The organism is Stutzerimonas sp. NM35 (genome assembly GCF_054604355.1).
The window spans coordinates 2,296,732-2,312,956 of the sequence record NZ_CM137728.1 but is presented as its reverse complement, the minus strand read 5'-3'; the positions used below and the strand labels follow the sequence as shown (position 1 = coordinate 2,312,956).

General features: G+C 58.2%; 8 protein-coding genes. All 8 read right to left on the bottom strand.

Annotated features, from left to right (window positions below):
* Positions 1–26: 26 nt before the first annotated feature.
* The 8 genes from nhaD to ACYCFC_RS10710 all read right to left on the bottom strand — a co-directional run bounded on the left by nhaD (position 27) and on the right by ACYCFC_RS10710 (position 16,159).
* A complete protein-coding gene (gene nhaD / locus ACYCFC_RS10745) occupies positions 27–1,409 on the bottom strand; it encodes a sodium:proton antiporter NhaD (RefSeq protein WP_459651580.1) in 1,383 nt (460 codons plus the stop codon).
* Positions 1,410–1,757: 348 nt separating this feature from the next.
* Entirely contained in the window at positions 1,758–2,954 is a 1,197-nt protein-coding gene (locus tag ACYCFC_RS10740; protein WP_459651579.1) for a DUF3322 domain-containing protein, read from the bottom strand.
* Positions 2,955–2,959: 5 nt separating this feature from the next.
* Positions 2,960–5,683 carry a DEAD/DEAH box helicase family protein gene (locus ACYCFC_RS10735; protein ID WP_459651578.1) on the bottom strand — a complete coding sequence of 908 codons (2,724 nt, stop codon included), beginning with the start codon at positions 5,681–5,683 and terminating at the stop codon, positions 2,960–2,962.
* Complete coding sequence (locus ACYCFC_RS10730; RefSeq protein ID WP_459651577.1) at positions 5,680–6,930, bottom strand: ATP-binding protein; 1,251 nt, start codon at positions 6,928–6,930, stop codon at positions 5,680–5,682. Before ACYCFC_RS10730 ends, ACYCFC_RS10735 begins: the two co-directional genes overlap by 4 nt.
* A complete protein-coding gene (locus ACYCFC_RS10725; RefSeq protein WP_459651576.1) occupies positions 6,927–9,728 on the bottom strand; it encodes a TrlF family AAA-like ATPase in 2,802 nt (933 codons plus the stop codon). The genes ACYCFC_RS10730 and ACYCFC_RS10725 overlap by 4 nt, the downstream gene beginning before the upstream one ends.
* Positions 9,725–11,422: a site-specific DNA-methyltransferase gene (locus tag ACYCFC_RS10720; protein ID WP_459651575.1), complete on the bottom strand. Its 1,698-nt coding sequence runs from the start codon at positions 11,420–11,422 to the stop codon at positions 9,725–9,727. Before ACYCFC_RS10720 ends, ACYCFC_RS10725 begins: the two co-directional genes overlap by 4 nt.
* Positions 11,419–13,182, bottom strand: coding sequence for an AIPR family protein (locus ACYCFC_RS10715; RefSeq protein WP_459651574.1), 1,764 nt, complete (start codon positions 13,180–13,182; stop codon positions 11,419–11,421). Before ACYCFC_RS10715 ends, ACYCFC_RS10720 begins: the two co-directional genes overlap by 4 nt.
* A 106-nt stretch (positions 13,183–13,288) precedes the next feature.
* Positions 13,289–16,159 (bottom strand): SNF2-related protein, encoded by a 2,871-nt coding sequence (locus ACYCFC_RS10710; RefSeq protein WP_459651573.1) that lies wholly within the window; start codon positions 16,157–16,159, stop codon positions 13,289–13,291.
* Between the last annotated feature and the right edge of the window lie 66 nt (positions 16,160–16,225).

The following is a 16,225-nucleotide window of genomic DNA, read 5'->3' as shown; positions in this document are numbered from 1 at the left end:
ACCTGCCACGGCCCGCGAAGACCGCCTTACTGCAGGACGAGCATGCCGATATAGGTCACTACGCCGCCAGTGTAACCGAGGAAGGCCAGCAGGCTGACGCGCTTGACGTACCAGGTGAAGCTGATCTTCTCCATGCCCATCGCTGCCACTCCGGCAGCGGAGCCGATGATCAGTGTGCTGCCGCCGGTGCCTGCACAGTAGGCGAGCATCTCCCAGAAGTGCCCATCGATGACGAACTGCGACAGCCAGTCGACTTCTGCCGGGGCTGCTCCAGCCAGTGTGGCCGGGCTGACCAGCGGATACATTTTCATCGAGCCGGCCACCAGCGGCACGTTGTCCACAATCGCCGAAAGCAGGCCGATGGCGTAGTTGATCGCGTAGATATGACCGAAGGTTTCACGCAGCGCGGTGGCGACCTGGGTCAGGTGGCCTGCGGTGGCCAGTGCGGAAACCGCCAGCAGGATGCCGAGGAAGAACAGCACGCTGGGGGTGTCGACCTTGCGCAGTACGCCGACTACCGAGAGTGGGTGCTTGTGGTCGGCGTGCTTGTTGCGATGGATGAGCTCGGTGGTAACCCAGAGCACACCCAGGCCGAAGAGGATGCCCATATAGGGTGGCAGGTGCGTTACGGTCTTGAAGATCGGCACGAACAGCAGGGCGCCGAGCCCAAGGCCCAGCACCAGCTTGCGCTCGAACGGGGTGGTGGTCGGCGGCAGCTTCTCGGCCAGGTGAGCGCGGGCACGGGGGCGTGGCGCCTCGCCATGCAGGCGGAAGCTGAGAATGATCAGCGGCACCAGCAGGCAGACCAGGCTCGGCAGGAACAGGCCGGTGATGACGCCGGATGCGGTGATCTGACCGCCGATCCAGAGCATGGTGGTGGTCACGTCTCCGATGGGCGACCAGGCACCGCCGGCGTTGGCTGCGATAACCACAATACCGACATAGAGCCAGCGCTCCGGACGACCACGGATCAGCTTGCGCAGCAGCGAAACCATGACGATGGTGGTGGTCAGGTTGTCCAGCGCTGCAGACAGGAAGAAGGTCAGGAAGCCGATGATCCACAACAGATGCACGCGCTTGCGCGTCTGGATGCGGTCGGTGATGGCCTTGAAGCCCTCATGAGAGTCGATCAGCTCGACGATGGTCATCGCACCGAGCAGGAAGAACAGAATCTCGGAGATTTCGCCCAGATGGTGGCGCAGTTCGTTCACTACAACGGCCGATGAATCGCCCGGATTGTGAGTGCCCGGTTGCAGCAGCGGCAATATGCTATCGGCGCCCAGTATCAACACGGTCCAGGTCAATACTGCAGTCAGAATCGCGGCGGCGGCCTTATCTATTTTCAACGGGTGTTCGAAGGCTATGCAGAAATAGCCCAGAACAAACACAACAGCCATGAGCGCATACATCGGAGGGACTCCATCTTGAGAAACCGGACCGGCCCTTCGGACTGTCGAAACAGGCTCGGTAGTTGGCAGGCTCAAAATGGCGGTGGGCTTTGCGAGTGAAACAAGGCAGTAGCCGTATACGGAGAGATAACTACCTGCGCGTGACGGCTGCGCATACGGCTGCCCGGTAGAGGGCGCTGTGGTGCGGGGCTTGCTTCATGTCGTACAGCTTCTGCGTTGGCTCGGCCTGCCAATTGCTATTAGGATTTTGTAGGCGGCATATTGTACGTCAGGTCTTGGTAATAACTTGTCACTAATCAAGAGCGATTCAAACAGACTCAAGGCTTTGGCTTGCAGTCGGAAGGCATTTCAGGACGTGAGCTGTGACAGTTGCGCCTGCAGCCAGGCAAAGCGGACGTGCTCCTGTTCCAGGCGTACACAGTGGTTTGGCTGGCCATCGGTTTCCAGTCTGTCATGGCGCAGATCGTCATAAAGGGCGTGTTCGGATTCGTGTAGATGCGGCAGGTCATGTAGGCAGCGCTTGTCCGCTTGTTCGCATCCCCATAACGAACGATGCTGTAGCAGGGTGTCGCGATCCATCAGTAACGACTGGGTATGCGGCAGGTGCGCGCGAAGGCGAGCGAGGATGGCGAAACCATGGGTGTCGATGTCGCCCCAGTAATGAAGTGGTTGATCGCGCAGCCAGTGGATGTCGGCGAGTCGGTCCAGCGCATAGCCTTGGCCAAACAGGATGGCGCTGCCAGGGTGCATTGGGAAAGAGAGGAAATTGATCTCGTTCTCGGTGACGAATACCCGTCGCAACGGCAGATGCAGAGCGCTCAGTTGTTTGACTGGAAGCTCCAGGTCGTTCAGCTCGTCTATATACAAGGTCGGATCGAGCAGGCGCATGCGGGCACGAATGGGCTTTTCGCGCAGGCCGTAACGACGCTCGAAGAAGCGTGTACCACGGGCCTCCAGGTTTAGGCTGGCTTCGGGCAGGATTAGGTCGAGCAGCTCGCCGAGCAGCCCGCGGTGTTGCTCGATGAATTTGGTGTCCACACCGGGAATGTCCAGTTGGCGCAGGTACAGGCCGCAGTTGGGATGGTTCTGGAACCAGGTCAGCACCGCCAGTACTTTGGACCAGTGTTCGGCCTGCTCCAGGGCGCGCAACGGGTAGTGCGACAGCCAGAGTTGCAGCTCGGGAAAGTGCTCAAGACTGATCTGTATCAGGCTGTTGAAACGCTCGCTATCACGACGTTTGCCGAGCCAGGCCAGCGCGTCGTCGAGGTCATTTATCCAGGCCAGGACGGGTACCTGATTGCGGCCCAACTGGCGGTGATTGATGTTCTTCCATTCCAGCCGGTAGTGGCGAGCGTCGTCCTGTAACTGGCGAATCCACTGGCAAACCAGGGCGTAATGCTCGGTCAGCTCGATACTGCTGGGCCTTTTCAGCTTCAGCGCCAGTGGAAAGACCGGCTCCTCGCCGAGCTTGGCACGCAGCAGCACGCCTTGATCCCACAGGCGTTGCACTTGGGCGCGGAGGTCGGCGGAGCTGGTCCAGGCCATCTGTTCTATTTGTGCTCGAACCGTAGGAAGTCTGCCAGCCTGTATGCCTCCATGACTTCGTCATGGGGAACGAGCAGATATTTCCACGGCTTGCTTCCGACCGTCATGGCATAGTCCGAGGCATGTTGGCACCAGCGTATGGCCGCAGCGGCTTTGGCTTGCACTTCTGCGGTGTCGATATCGTCACGCGCTTTGGTTTCCACCATCAGAATGACCGAGTCAGTCTCCGCGATGAAGTCGGGAATGTATTCAGGTTGTTCGCTACCGAGCTTGTAGTAGATCTGGAATTGGCCTTTGGCCGGTTTGAACCATTTATCTGCATCGCGCTCAAGGATCACCGAGAAGCGGCGTTCGGTATCCGAATCGAACTTTTGCAAGGTGTATAGGCAGCGGGAAAAACCACCAAACAGCATTTGTTTGATGCGGCTGCGATCTGCCACGGTTTCCCGATAGTTGTGCGCCGTTTGGCCAACGGTGGCGGTGTAGTTGCAAGGCTTCAGCCCGGTGAAGCCTCGGCTGACCTGCACTTCGTACTCAGTAGCATGTTCCCAGAAGTGCGCCACCATCTGTGCGTGTATTTCTCGCGCAATTAGCTTGCGCTCACGATCCAGGACATCACGGGCTTCTTCTTCACTCAGGTAACCCATGAGATGAGCGACCATCTGACCTGCCAGGTCGTAGAGCAGCTCGGCATGGCTGAAGTAATCGACATCATCGAAATCGACCAAGGCCTGGACGATGTAATCCTCCAGGCGTGCCTCCTTGAGGCCAGCCTTGGCCGCCAAGGTGAACTGCTCATTGGTGCGCAGCATCTGGCCCACAATTTCTCGCGCGCTCGGTTGCAAGTGTAGCCCTGTTACATCCAGCTTGAATGGATGAAAGCCGGTAGAAACTTCACCTTTGGGCACTACCGCGATACGCGGTATATCGATGCTCTGGTTCACCACGATTTCCGTGGTTGTGGCGATAACAGCGGCTAGGTCGATGGTGGGTTCATCGGTCAGCAGCGCCCCTTGAGTGGGTTTCAGTAGCTCTTGCACCTCGGATAGGATTTCCTGGCGTATCTCTGGCCTGAGCAAGGCTGCGCTGGTGGGTACTTGTTCTCGCCTGATTTCATATCGACCGATCACTTCCAGAACTTTCTGTGCGGCTTGGCGTTCCGCCTCTGAGGTAAATACCGGAGGTGGCATAAAGATAGCGGAAGTGTCCTCAATATCGCGCTCGGGGAGTGAAACCACAGGCGCATCCGCCAGTCCTAATTGAGCCATCAGCCCAGACTCGACTTGTACGCTGACTTTTCTCTCCTCGCTTCCGGGGGCGTCGAGGATGATTCTTTGCAGGCGGATCGGAGAGTCTGCCCGGTTGGTATCGTCGATGATTTCCTGGAAGCGGTCATGGGCAATGATGTTGAGCCGGTCAACTGCCGCCACACCGGTACGTTTACCGTAGGGCAAGCGCAAACCTCGGCCAATGGATTGCTCTACCAAGGTGCGGGCATTGGCGGCACGCAGAGGGACTATGGTGTAGAGGTTGGTCACGTCCCAGCCTTCCTTGAGCATGTTGACGTGGATGACGATCTCGGTCGGTTCCTCCACGCTTTCCACGCTCAGCAGGCGGCTGATCATTTCCTCTTCGTCCTTGCCGGTCTTGCTGGAGTCCACCTGGATTACCTTGCCGGCATAGCGCCCGTCGAATAGCTCGTTCTCCAGGCGGTTCAGCAGTTGCGAGGCATGGCTGGTGTCCCGGGCGATGACCAGCATGAAGGGCTTGACCAGCTTGACTGCATTTTCCCGGGCGTAGGTGAGTAGTTCCACCTTGGTGGTTTCATGCAGGCGGATACCATCTTCGAGCTTGATGCGTTCGATTTCGTCCAGGCTATGGTCACGCGCATCGAAGCCACGTTGGGTCACCACGGCGGGTTCCTTGACGAAGCCGTCTTCCATCGCCCGCGCCAGTGAATAGTCCATCACCACGTTCTTGAACGGCACCGGACCGCGTGTTGATTCCACGAACGGCGTTGCCGTGACTTCCAAACCAAACAAAGGCTTTAGCTCGTTGATCGAACGCACCCCGGCGCTGGCCCGGTAGCGGTGAGACTCGTCCATCAATAGAACCAGATCATCCAGCCCGGCGAGATGGTTGAAGTAGCTGTCGCCCAAGACCTCGCGCATGCGCTTGATCCGGGGTTCCTTGCCGCCGCGTACCTCGGAATTGATCTTCGAGATGTTGAAGATATTGACGCGAACCTCACCAAATAGCTCGCCAGCAGTGATGTTCTGCTGCTCGTAGTTATCACCGGTGATGACCCGTGGGGCATTGATTGAAAACTCGCCAATGCCTTTGAAAACATACTTTGCCGTGTTCGGCGTGAAATCCGTAATCAGCTTGTTATAAATCGTCAGATTCGGTGCCAGCACGAAGAAATTATTGATGCCATGCGCCAGGTGCAAGTAGGCGATAAAAGCCCCCATCAGCCGCGTTTTGCCCACGCCTGTGGCCAGGGCGAAGCAAAGGGAAGGGAACTCCCGCTCGAAATCTTCAAAGCCAGGGGCCTTGTCGGCGAAGGCCGCCTGCAAACTGGACAAAACCGCGGAAAGATCTCGTTCGTGTCCCAACATTTCCGGTGCGGTTTCGAGCGCCAGAGCCAGGCGGGAAAGCGACTCTGACTGCGGTGGTCGTAGTGACAGGCGACCGCTGACATGATGCAGAGTCCGGGCAAGCAGGCTCATGCTGGTATCTCCTTGTCCGGCACTGAGGCGGCGTAGATGGTCAAGCGCAGTTCCATATCGGCAATGTTCTCGAATACCGGCCTGATGCCAGATAGTTGCTCGCTTTCATGCAGGATCACATCCACCCCTGAGCCTCGTCGATCCATCAAATACTCACGTCCCAAACCTTGCTCGCGAACCGGGTAATAGCGGGCGAACAGACTGGAAATCACCTCGTTGCGTGGCATGGACATCGCACGCATCGCTTCGACGGTCATCGAGTTGAGTAGGGCGCCCGGCGAGTAGAGTTCCAGGCGATCCGCGAACAGATGCAGGCGAATGCGCCCGCCCCAGATCGAGTAATCGCGATGAGCGACGGCGTTGACCAGGGCCTCGAAGACCGCGCGCAAGCTGTATTGCGGATAATCCACACGGCCCATCTCCTTGCGAGCGGGAACGCGCATGTGCAGCCTGACGAAGTCGAAGGCATCCCAGATCTGCTGATGCAGGGGGCCGTCGAAGTCCTTGGCGTCCACTTGCTCATGCGGATCGTTGACGGTGCCGCTGTAGGCCACGGCCTGGATATAAGCCGACGGCAGCCATTTCGTTGGCTTGGCGGTACAGAGCAAGGCGCCAGCGACACTCAGGCGCTGTACGCCGTCATCGTCGGTGGTCAGATGCAGACGTTGTAGTTGCAGGTCTGCCTCTCCCTCTCCCTCACGCAGGAAGGGTTGGATCAACAACGGATCCGCCAGATCAAGCGTGGTGCCGGAAACCGCTTGCTCGTCAAAGCGAATCAGCCGTGCCTGGCTGCGCTGCTGGAACAACCGGGCCAGCACATCGGGCGTCATCTCACGCTTGGCATGTGCTACCCGTTTGAAATAGCCATTCGGGCTCTTATGCACCATCAGGCTACGCGGCACGGTGACGATAATGACCGGCTGTAGCTGCCCGGTTTCATCGGGCAGTTCGATATGTCGGGTGGCAATATCCAGCGGAGGCTGAATCCGGGTTTGGCAGATTTCCGCCAACCACTGTTCCACCGTGTCCAGCGCCGTATAGGTGATGCCCAGCACCTGCCGGGTTTTATCATCCACGCCCAGTATCAGAGTGCCGCCCTGGGCGTTGCCCATCGCGGCCAACTCATCGGCTAGGCTATCGGGGTGTGGGCCTTCCACTTTTGTTGCGCTACGCATGACCACCCGCTTGAGTTCCAGGGTGGAGTCTTCGCCAAGGCGGATTCTATTCAGCCAATCATCGACGGTCATGGTTGACCCTCCAGATCCTGCAAAATACGCTTGTAGCGCTGGCGGAAGGCGGTTTCGCCGCCTTCCATGACCTTGCAGATGTCCTGGCGCACGCTGCGCTCCTGCAGGCCGCCAGCCGAGGCCAGCGTGATTTGCCCATTGAAGCCCATGGTCATCACCAGTTCGGCATCGGCGTTTACGACGATATTGGCGTTATGGGTCACGATCAGCAGTTGCCGGTGCTGTTTGTTCCTGCGCAATTGCTCCACCACCAGTTCGGAAACCAGGGCATTGTCGAGATCGTCTTCGGGCTGGTCGAGCAGCAGCGGTTCGTCACCATGCACCAGCAGGAAGGACAGCATGGCGGCGGTTTTCTGGCCGGCGGAGGCCTGGGCGATGCTTTTGTAGGGCGCGGTTCGCTCGCGGCGGTATTCCAGGGTCACTGCGTCTTCCGGGAACCAGCAGGCCAGTTCATCGAAGGCTTCGCTGGGCAGGCTTTCGATGCGGCGCACCAGATCGGCCCGCAGGCGGGTGTTGAGCACACTGGCGTCATGGCGCTTCTCGTTGATTTCTTCCAGAGTTTGCTTCAGTTCACCCAAACGACCGGCAATCAAGGCGTTGTCGGTGACGTTGATGACATCCCAGAGCATGCCTGTATTGTTGGCTTGCTCCTCGGCCTCCTGCCAGATCGTGGCGGCGAAGTTCTCGCCATTGCCGAGACGCAGAATTTCCCGGAAGCGACCAACCTCGCCTTGGGTGCTAGCCATGCCGCGCAAGATCACTTTGAGCATGTCGTTTTGGGCGAACAGGCGTTGAGTGAAAGCCTCGCGCAGTGCTGTCAGGCTTTCGCGGCAGAACGTCAGCTCCTGAGCGGCCTGCTCGACTACCAGTTCCGCTTGCAGCAGCTCGATTTCATAGGCCTTGAGCTGTTCCAGTTGCTTGCGCAGACGTTCCTCCGTGGCGACCGCTCCCGCAGCTTCACGGGCGCTATTGATGCCTTCGGCCTTTAGGCGCTCGGTTTCCTTCTGGTAGGCTTGGATATGCCCCTGGTTTTCCTGTTGCCATGCGCTGCCTGCACGGGCGTTTTGGGCATTGTCCAGCAGACCATGCATCTGGCCGACGAGGGTTGCGATCTGTTGGTAGCGCTTGACCAGTTCGTCCTTCAAAGCCAGGGCGCTGTCACGGGCGGCGATTTCCGCCGGGGTTTCGGCGAGGAATTCGGCCAGTTCGGTACTGGACAGGTTGGCTGCCTGATCCAGGCTGTCCTGCAGCCTGGCGACGTCATTCGTCAGTAACTGCTGGAAGTCGTCCATGGCCCGTTGCTGCTGGCTGGCCCGCTGAAAGGCTTTGAGTAGCGGCCCGAAGTTGGCATTGGCAAACACCCGGGCCTTGCGGCTGGCGTCCTTGTATTCCAGCTCCAGTGCGGGTTTCTTTTCCAGCTCCTTCTTCAGCGTGCGCACGCGCATGCGGGCGGCCAGCAGGATGGCTTTCTTTTCGTCGAACTGTTGTTGCCAGGCGGTCTTCTGATCGCGGATGGAGTCGTCGATATATTCCAGTAGCGCTTGCGGGTTGTTGGCCAGTGCCAAGACCTGCTTCTGGCTGAAGATCTTGATCGGGAAGGCGGTGCGGGCCTGGTTCTGATCCAGCCCGGTTGGCTGCCAGTCGTTTTCATCCCAGCGCCAGACAGTGGTCGTGAAACGACCGTCGACCTGTTTGTTCCAGATATATTTCAGGCGTTCGGCGGTTTCTCCTCCACCTTTGAGTACTTCGGCACTGATGCAGGTGTCGGGCAGCATCATCCCTGGCTTGTCGCGCTGGGTGTATTCGCGCTGGAAGCCTTCGAAAGTCTTGAGAATTTCCGAGTCGCTGCCCAGTTTTTGCAGTTCGTTATCGCGAGCCAGAGCCAGGCGCAGGCACTCCAGCACTGTCGATTTGCCGCTGCCTCGACCACCGATCACGGCGTTGTACGCCGGGTTGAAATCCATGCGTAGCGGCCCCTGGCCGTTGCGCCGCAGCTTCATGTTTTCCAGCGTCAGCGAAGTGATCCAATGACCTGGCAACGGCTGCGGGTCGCTGACCACCTGGTCGCTACGACGAATGGCGGACTCCGGGTCGAGCAGGGCCAGGCGTAAGCCTTCCATGGTGGGGGTGGACATCTTGACCCAGGTGAAACTACGACCGACTTCCTTGGGTTTGTGGCTATCGGAACCCAATACCCAGGCCAGGTGCTGCAATGTATCCGCCTGCTGCTGGACGCAAGCCGCATCGGGGTAGATGACCTCGACAGCATCGAGCATGGGCAGTATCTGTTGCAGGCTGTGGTGATCGGTCATTTCGATCAACAGGCCCTTGGGCAGATCGATATGAGCCGCGCACGCGATGCCGCCGGCTTGGTGAATCTCGCCGATTACATCCGCCACGCTTAGCCGAGTTACACCATCGCTATCCCCAGGTGTGCCCAGATACTTGACGCAGCCACGGATAGCCTCAATGTCTGCGGCGCTCTTTTCGGGGCCGAGGATTATCTTTAGATGCACGCCGCCATGGCAGGAAAGCTCCATGCCCGGGAACAGAAAAAATTCCTTCCAGACTGGGTCTTCCTGGCGCAGTTCGGCCAAGGCCGCTTTCAGTTGGTCAATCCATTGGCCGGTATTGTGGTCGGTCACTGCGACGCACTGAATGCCCTCGTCACGGTAGCGTTGTAGCCAGTCGCGTGGGCTGATGTTCTTGTCGCCCCGGTAATCCAGGGAAGCAGGCGTGTGGTTGTGAAAGTCGAACTTCCACCAGCGTGAACCGGGATAGTGACGTTCGCTGTTCATGTTTCATCCTCCGCAAACAGTCCACCCTGGTTCGGTGCCACTGTCGTTTTGCTTTTTCTGCCTGGTGTTGCTGAGGATGTCTCGAGGCTGATGGGCTTGGCCTGCGGTAGATTGGCCACGTTCAGGCTGTAGTCGTCCCGCCCCCAGTGGCAGCGGGCCAGGACCATCTTCGGGATCTTCTTCAGGGTCAGGTTGGGCCAGCGCTCGGCGGCCTCGGCGGCACTGATACCGCGAAATGCCGCACAGCACAGCAGCAGGCTGCGTTCCGCCCCGACCTCGTCGGCCAGCCCTTGCAACTGCTCGGCGGACAGGTTCTGGGTGGTGACATAGATGAAGTCGCGTTCGCTGGAGTGGCCGTGCTGCCACCAATGGGTCTCGGAAGGCGCGTAGACGAAGCCTTCGAGCTTGGCCAGCGCCTCGGCCAGCATCGCCGGATTGTACTCCGGGTTGATCACTGGGTTGCCCCAGCGGTCGTTGACGATCAGTGTGGGCGCCAGCTTGTAGTAACGGAAGCCTCCGCCGCCCTGCCAGCCTACGTTTTCGGTGATACCACCCTTGTCTTCGCCGTCGATCACCTTTCTCAGGCGCGGGATGATATGGGTATGGCAGTGTTCGCCCAGCTCCACCATGATCCAGCGGCGGCCCATCTTGTGCGCGACCGCGCCGGTAGTGCCGGAGCCGGCGAAGGAGTCGAGAATTAAGTCGCCGGGATTGGTGGCGATGTGCAAAACACGTTGTAATAGCCGCTCCGGTTTGGGAGTTGAAAACGGCTCTATTCCAGCTAATAACTTGTTCAGGTGATCCCGCTTAGCCTCCTGATTGTGTCCAGCTTCATCCGCTGTCCACCAGGTTCGTGGTACCACGCCATCTTGAACGTCCGTTAGATAGCGTTTGATGATAGGCATGCCATCACCTTTTGCCCCAAAGTAAACACGCTCCTCACTTCGAGCAATGCTCAATGTTTCCTGTGAGAACGCCCAACCACGACCCGCCGGCGGTGTAACGATGCGGCCGGATGGCAGTGTTACCGGAAACCGGGAGCCTTCGCTCGCACTTTTTGCTGTTCCATTGTCGCCCTGCAGCCAAGGGCCACGGGGATCATTATCAGGATTTTTATAACGGCTTTCTTGATCAGCAGTTCGTTCAAGAAGGTTGCGCACTTTTGCCCACCGTTCGGGGTTACGTGCATAAACAAGAATATAGTCGTGGGAAACTGAAAAAGTTGTGTCACTGCGACGCCCCTTATCTTTCTCCCAAACCATACTGGTCAAGTAATTCGCTCGCCCAAAAATCTCATCACACAGCACTTTCAGGTAGTGCGCTTCATTGTCGTCAATCGTGATCCACAATGATCCATCGTCTGAGAGCAGGCGCTTGATGATTTCCAGTCGATCCCGCATCAAACCAAGCCAAATCGAATGCTCTAGTCCATCGTCGTAATGTTTGAAGGCGCTCTGTGTGTTGTAAGGAGGATCGATAAAAACACACTTCACCTTTCCCGAAAATTCCTGTTCCAGCGCCTTTAGCGCCAAGAGGTTGTCACCAAAGATCAGGCGGTTGTCGAACAGATCGTTATCCGTCACACGATGTTTGGCGTGATAGGACTTCTCGGGATTTTCTAGCAGGATGCGCGGCTCCAGCTTGGGGCGCTTGTCCTTGCCGATCCAGGTGAGTTCGAGTTTCTGCTTGCTCATGGGTATTCCTGGGCCGGCTGATTGAGCGCGGCCATCAATAGACGCTTGATGGTTTGACAGTCGGTTTTATTCGTGAACAGGCTGCGGGCCTGTTTGCCCCACTGCTGGGTCTGGACGACCTTGGCCAGCTTGAGGACGGCATTGTCGAACTCGAGCGACAGACGCTGCAACTCCTCTTCGGTGAGTGTCAGATCGACGCCGTTATGCAATTCGGTGCGCACGAACAATACATGCAACAGCAGCCAACTACCGTGGCGAAGTATTTCCTGCACAGGCAGGGTGCCAGGAGGCAGCGTTGCCGGATCGGATTCGGTTCTGGCGCGCTCACTCATGTGGCTTCTGACAAAACGGCTGACCTGTACCGCGCGCCAGATGCTGCGGGCGGTAAGCGAGTCGATGAACAGCCGCTCATAGGCTGGAAACTGAACTCCGCTTTGGTTGGAAACCAGGCTGCTACGGGTGAACAGTTTTCTCCGTTCTGACTTGGCCATCACCACGAAGTCCACCCAATCCCTGTCGGGCAGAGTGCAGGCCAGTGCCGGAGCGGCTTCCTGGATGCTGAACACCGTGGCGGAGGGTAGAGGGTCCTCGTCGCCCTGCTTGATGAGGTAGTCGATGCCCTGCAGCTTCAGTGTTCGTTGCCAGAGTGCCTGACGCTCGTCCAGGGCGGCGAAGTCTTCCAGTTCGACTGCATTCTGGCGGTTGCGCGATTGGGTTACCTGATCGCCGAAACCGTACGGTGCGTTTTCCAGGCAGATAAAGGTCGCCAACACTTCGACCGGATGGGTGACATAGTGCCCCGGTTCTTCCCGGGCGATGGCGCCGACGGTTTGCGCGCCGTTGATGATCGACAGGCCGGATACGCGGAAGCACCCTTCCTGCCGATGTGGATCGCGTGGATAGCCCTCGCGGATTGACTCGCAGAGAAAAGTCACGCCGTTATTGAAGTAGAAGAAGTGTTCGGCGCTCTGCTTGAGCGTTTCGGCCAGGCCGTCGTTGACGCTGGTCGAGCCCTTGAAACGACGAATATTACGCTCCACCAGGTTCGCGCCGTGGCGCCGCGATAGCGCTGCCAACTGGTTCGCCGACAGTCTGCCGTAGAACGCGCGGTAAGGGGCGGTAATGCAGCCGTAGTCCTGCAGAACGACCTCTTCCTCAATGGGCTGCGGGGCATGGTTGGCCAGCAATAGGCCGTGCAGAGAGCTCAGGCCATAGGTGGAACACTGCAGGAAGCCGGAATGGGTGCCGTTGAAGGCACGCTCCAGGTCGCCGAATATCTGGCGGCGATCATCCGATACGGCACTCCCAGAGTGGGCGAGGATGACCCGGACTCGGCTGCGATCCATATCCAGTGCCTGCTTGATCGGGATTTCCTTGCTGCGTAATGCGGCATTGAAGCGTTCCAGTCTGCCGCGCAGTAGGTCGGTCACGCCGTCGCGGAATTTCGACACGTCGCCCAGTATGGGTTCGCCGTGGCCGCTGGTGTGGTATTTGGATTGAACCAGCCATAGAGTCTGGTCGGCGGATACGAACACCGAATCAATGCCATGATCCTGGCCACCGTCGATGCTGGCCGCTGCCGCCTGTTCGGGGGTTGCTCCCGCCTCTGCGCAGAGAACGAACGCTGCGATGGCTTTCGAGCAGAAGTTGCTGCGGCGAGCCGTATCGTCGTGGCCGATACCCTTGATGAGATGTGCGAAGTCCTGATCGAACTTCTGACAGAGTTGCTCCAGCTCCAGCGGACGATACTGAGGAGGCATTATTCGCCTCCCCATACTGGCACTTTGCCGAGCTTGAGCAGGCTGCTCGTTATGCTGAGATGCCCGAGCCCCAGAATATTGGGAGAACAGTTGCTGAACGGCTTATTCATACCAGTTCCCAGCCGATGGTGAATAGGGGGCGTTCCTGAACCTGCTGTTTGAGCTGGGTTTCCAGTTGTTCGATCAGCTCGTTGCGCTGCTCCTCCACTTCATCCTGGCGATTGAACAGATCGCGGCGCAATTTGTTGCGCGTGCCTTCCAGTTCGCGCTGGCGTTTCTGCCAGTGCAATTTCTCGTCCAAGGTCTGTGCGGTGGCGGCGGTGCGCCGGACTTCCTTGATTTCCCGATCGGTTTCCTTGATTTCCTGCTCCAGGCCGAGCTTGAGGTCGTCGGCCCAGGCATCCAGCTTGGCGACTTCCTCTTCAAAAAAACCAAGGTTGCGTTGGTCGATCAGGCCGAGGGCTTTTTGCTGGCGCTGTGTCAGGTCTGCGTCGCAGGCTCCTGTATCCACCGGGTGGGCGGCATGAGTCAGAATTTCAGCCGGTAGGCGCAGGAGTTTTTGCGGATCGTCTTCGAGCAGTGCCTGGCCGTCATGGGTAACGGCGGAGACGATCAACTCCTGTTGTTGATGGCCCAGTGCATCGACGCTGAGCAGCTTGACGTTGAGAGTGCCGCCCTGGCCGCGATAGGGCAGCAGGGTGGTGACGGGCATGCCATGGGCGTTGTAGTCGAAGCGCAGGTGCGCGACGGGGAGTACACGCTCCTTGGCCTGCTGGATCACCCATTCGGCCAGTGGGTGCCCCAGACGGTAGAGATGGGCGTCGCCGCTATGGCGAGGCAGTTCGTAACGTCCCAGGTCTATTTCTTCCTGTGAGCCTCCGGGGAGGCTATGCAGGTCGAAGCCATTGTCACCGTCGAAGTCGGCATGTTGCTGGAGTTCCGTTTCGCTCAAGGACAGCAACATTTGCTCGAAGCGATCCAGAGCTTCTTTGCTGTTATCTGCCTGTGTACGCAGTCTGGCCTGGACCTCCTCATCGAAGTTCTCCAGCAGCATTTGCCGGGTCTTGACCATGGCGTCGTTGATTTCACCGGCCAGGTCGAGTTGCAACTGTTCGAAGCTGGCCTTGATGTCTTCGGGCTTGCGACAGTTACGGTAGATATCGGCGATACGCCGCTCGAAGTCCACGCCTGAGCCGATGACGCCAAGCACCTCGTCGCTGGCACCAAAGACGCCTTCGAAAAGGTGAAATTTTTCGCTCAGCAGTTCGTAGACACGCTTGTCCGCCGGGTTGTTCTGGTCGATGAAATTGACCACCACCACGTCATGTTTCTGACCATAACGATGGCAGCGACCGATGCGCTGTTCGATGCGCTGGGGGTTCCAGGGCAAGTCGTAGTTGACCACCAAGGAACAGAACTGCAGGTTGATGCCTTCTGCTCCGGCTTCGGTAGCGATCATCACGGTGCCGCTGTCTTTGAAGTGTTCGACCAGGGCGGCGCGAGTGTCAGCGGTCTTGGAGCCGGTTATCTTGTCGCTGCCTTCGTGTTTTTTCAGCCAAGCCTTGTAGATGGCTTGAGCGCGGGCATCGTTGTTGGTGCCGTTGAACAGGACGATACCATCGCCATAGGGCGTGCTTTCCAGTAGGCCGAGCAGATAGTCCTGGGTGCGCTTCGACTCGGTGAAGATCAGTGCTTTTTTGGGGGCCTGGAGCCGATCCAGTTCGACGAAGGCCTTGCCTAGGGCAGTCAGCAGCGCTTGGCCCTTGGAGTCATCGCGAATGTTGCTGGCCAGCTCCTTGAAGTGTCGGAGCTCGGCGATTTCATTGCTCAGGGCTTCACGCTCGGTTCTGCTTTCTGGGGCATCGTTCGAGTCTTCTTCGCCCCATTCCTCGGCGGTTTCGTCGAGTACCTCGAAATCTTCATCCAGCTCTTCGACTAGCTCCGGAATCTCTGGGGCATTGTCGAGCAGTTTTTGCAGGCGATTGGCCATGGTTTCCAGGGCTCCGCCGATGGCCCTGCTGGAGGAGGCGAGCAGTTTCCACAACACCAAGGAGATCAGTTGCCGTTGTCCGTCCGGCAATGCCTTGAGATTGGGGCGTTGCAGATAGTCCGCAACCAGTTTGGAGAGCTTCTGCTCTTCTGCCGATGGGGTGAATTCTTCGACGATGGCTATACGTTGGGTGTAGGAAACGTAAGGCTGCACTTGGCGTCGTAATGTGCGTTTGCAAACAGGGGTGAGGCGAGTCCGTAGCGAGGCGAGGGCCTGTTCACGGTTGCCTTGGCCGAATTGCACGCGAAAACTGTCCAGGTCGCCGAATACATGCTCGTCGATCACGCTGACCAGCCCGTACAGCTCCAGCAGTGAGTTCTGCAGAGGTGTGGCGGTGAGGAGGACTTTGGCTTTAACGTGCTTGAGTGAGTCGCGAATGACGCTGGCGATGACGTTGCCTTTCTTGTAGACATTGCGCAGGCGATGGGCTTCGTCCAGTACTACTAGATCCCAGTTGATCTGGTGGATGTCGTCGGCTTTGCTCTTGGCGAACTGGTAGGAGCAAATGATGGGGCCGGTAACTTCGAAAGGGCTCAAGCCTTGCTGGCGCAAGGCCTTGTAGTTCTTGGCTTCGAGCACCAGCCCCTGCATGCCGAACTTGTCCTGCAATTCCTGGTGCCATTGTTTGCGTAGGTTCGCTGGAGCAATGATCAGGATTCGCCGACGGCGCTCCGCCCATGATTGGGCGATGACCAGTCCGGCTTCGATGGTTTTCCCCAGCCCGACCTCGTCTGCAAGGATCACGCCTTTGGCCAGCGGATTCTTACGAGCGAAGAGTGCCGCTTCGATCTGGTGTGGGTTCAGGTGGATTTGCGAGCCAGCCAAAGAGGAAGTCAGTGATTCCAGGCTGCCGCTGGCGGCTTGGCGGGTTAGTTGCCAGGCGTAGTATTGGCTTTGGTGAGGCGTCAGCAAATGGTTACTCGGCATCGGTTATCGTCCTTGCCCCATTTAAAGGCAAGGATTCTATCAGAGCCTATCGGGTCACCCTATCTC

Coding starts and splice junctions, on each gene's coding strand:
- ACYCFC_RS10730 (WP_459651577.1), bottom strand. CDS start 6,930: ATGACCGTCGATGATTGGCTGAATAGAATCCGCCTTGGCGAAGACTCC.
- ACYCFC_RS10715 (WP_459651574.1), bottom strand. CDS start 13,182: ATGCCTCCTCAGTATCGTCCGCTGGAGCTGGAGCAACTCTGTCAGAAG.
- ACYCFC_RS10710 (WP_459651573.1), bottom strand. CDS start 16,159: ATGCCGAGTAACCATTTGCTGACGCCTCACCAAAGCCAATACTACGCC.
- nhaD (WP_459651580.1), bottom strand. CDS start 1,409: ATGTATGCGCTCATGGCTGTTGTGTTTGTTCTGGGCTATTTCTGCATA.
- ACYCFC_RS10735 (WP_459651578.1), bottom strand. CDS start 5,683: ATGAGCCTGCTTGCCCGGACTCTGCATCATGTCAGCGGTCGCCTGTCA.
- ACYCFC_RS10720 (WP_459651575.1), bottom strand. CDS start 11,422: ATGAGCAAGCAGAAACTCGAACTCACCTGGATCGGCAAGGACAAGCGC.
- ACYCFC_RS10740 (WP_459651579.1), bottom strand. CDS start 2,954: ATGGCCTGGACCAGCTCCGCCGACCTCCGCGCCCAAGTGCAACGCCTG.
- ACYCFC_RS10725 (WP_459651576.1), bottom strand. CDS start 9,728: ATGAACAGCGAACGTCACTATCCCGGTTCACGCTGGTGGAAGTTCGAC.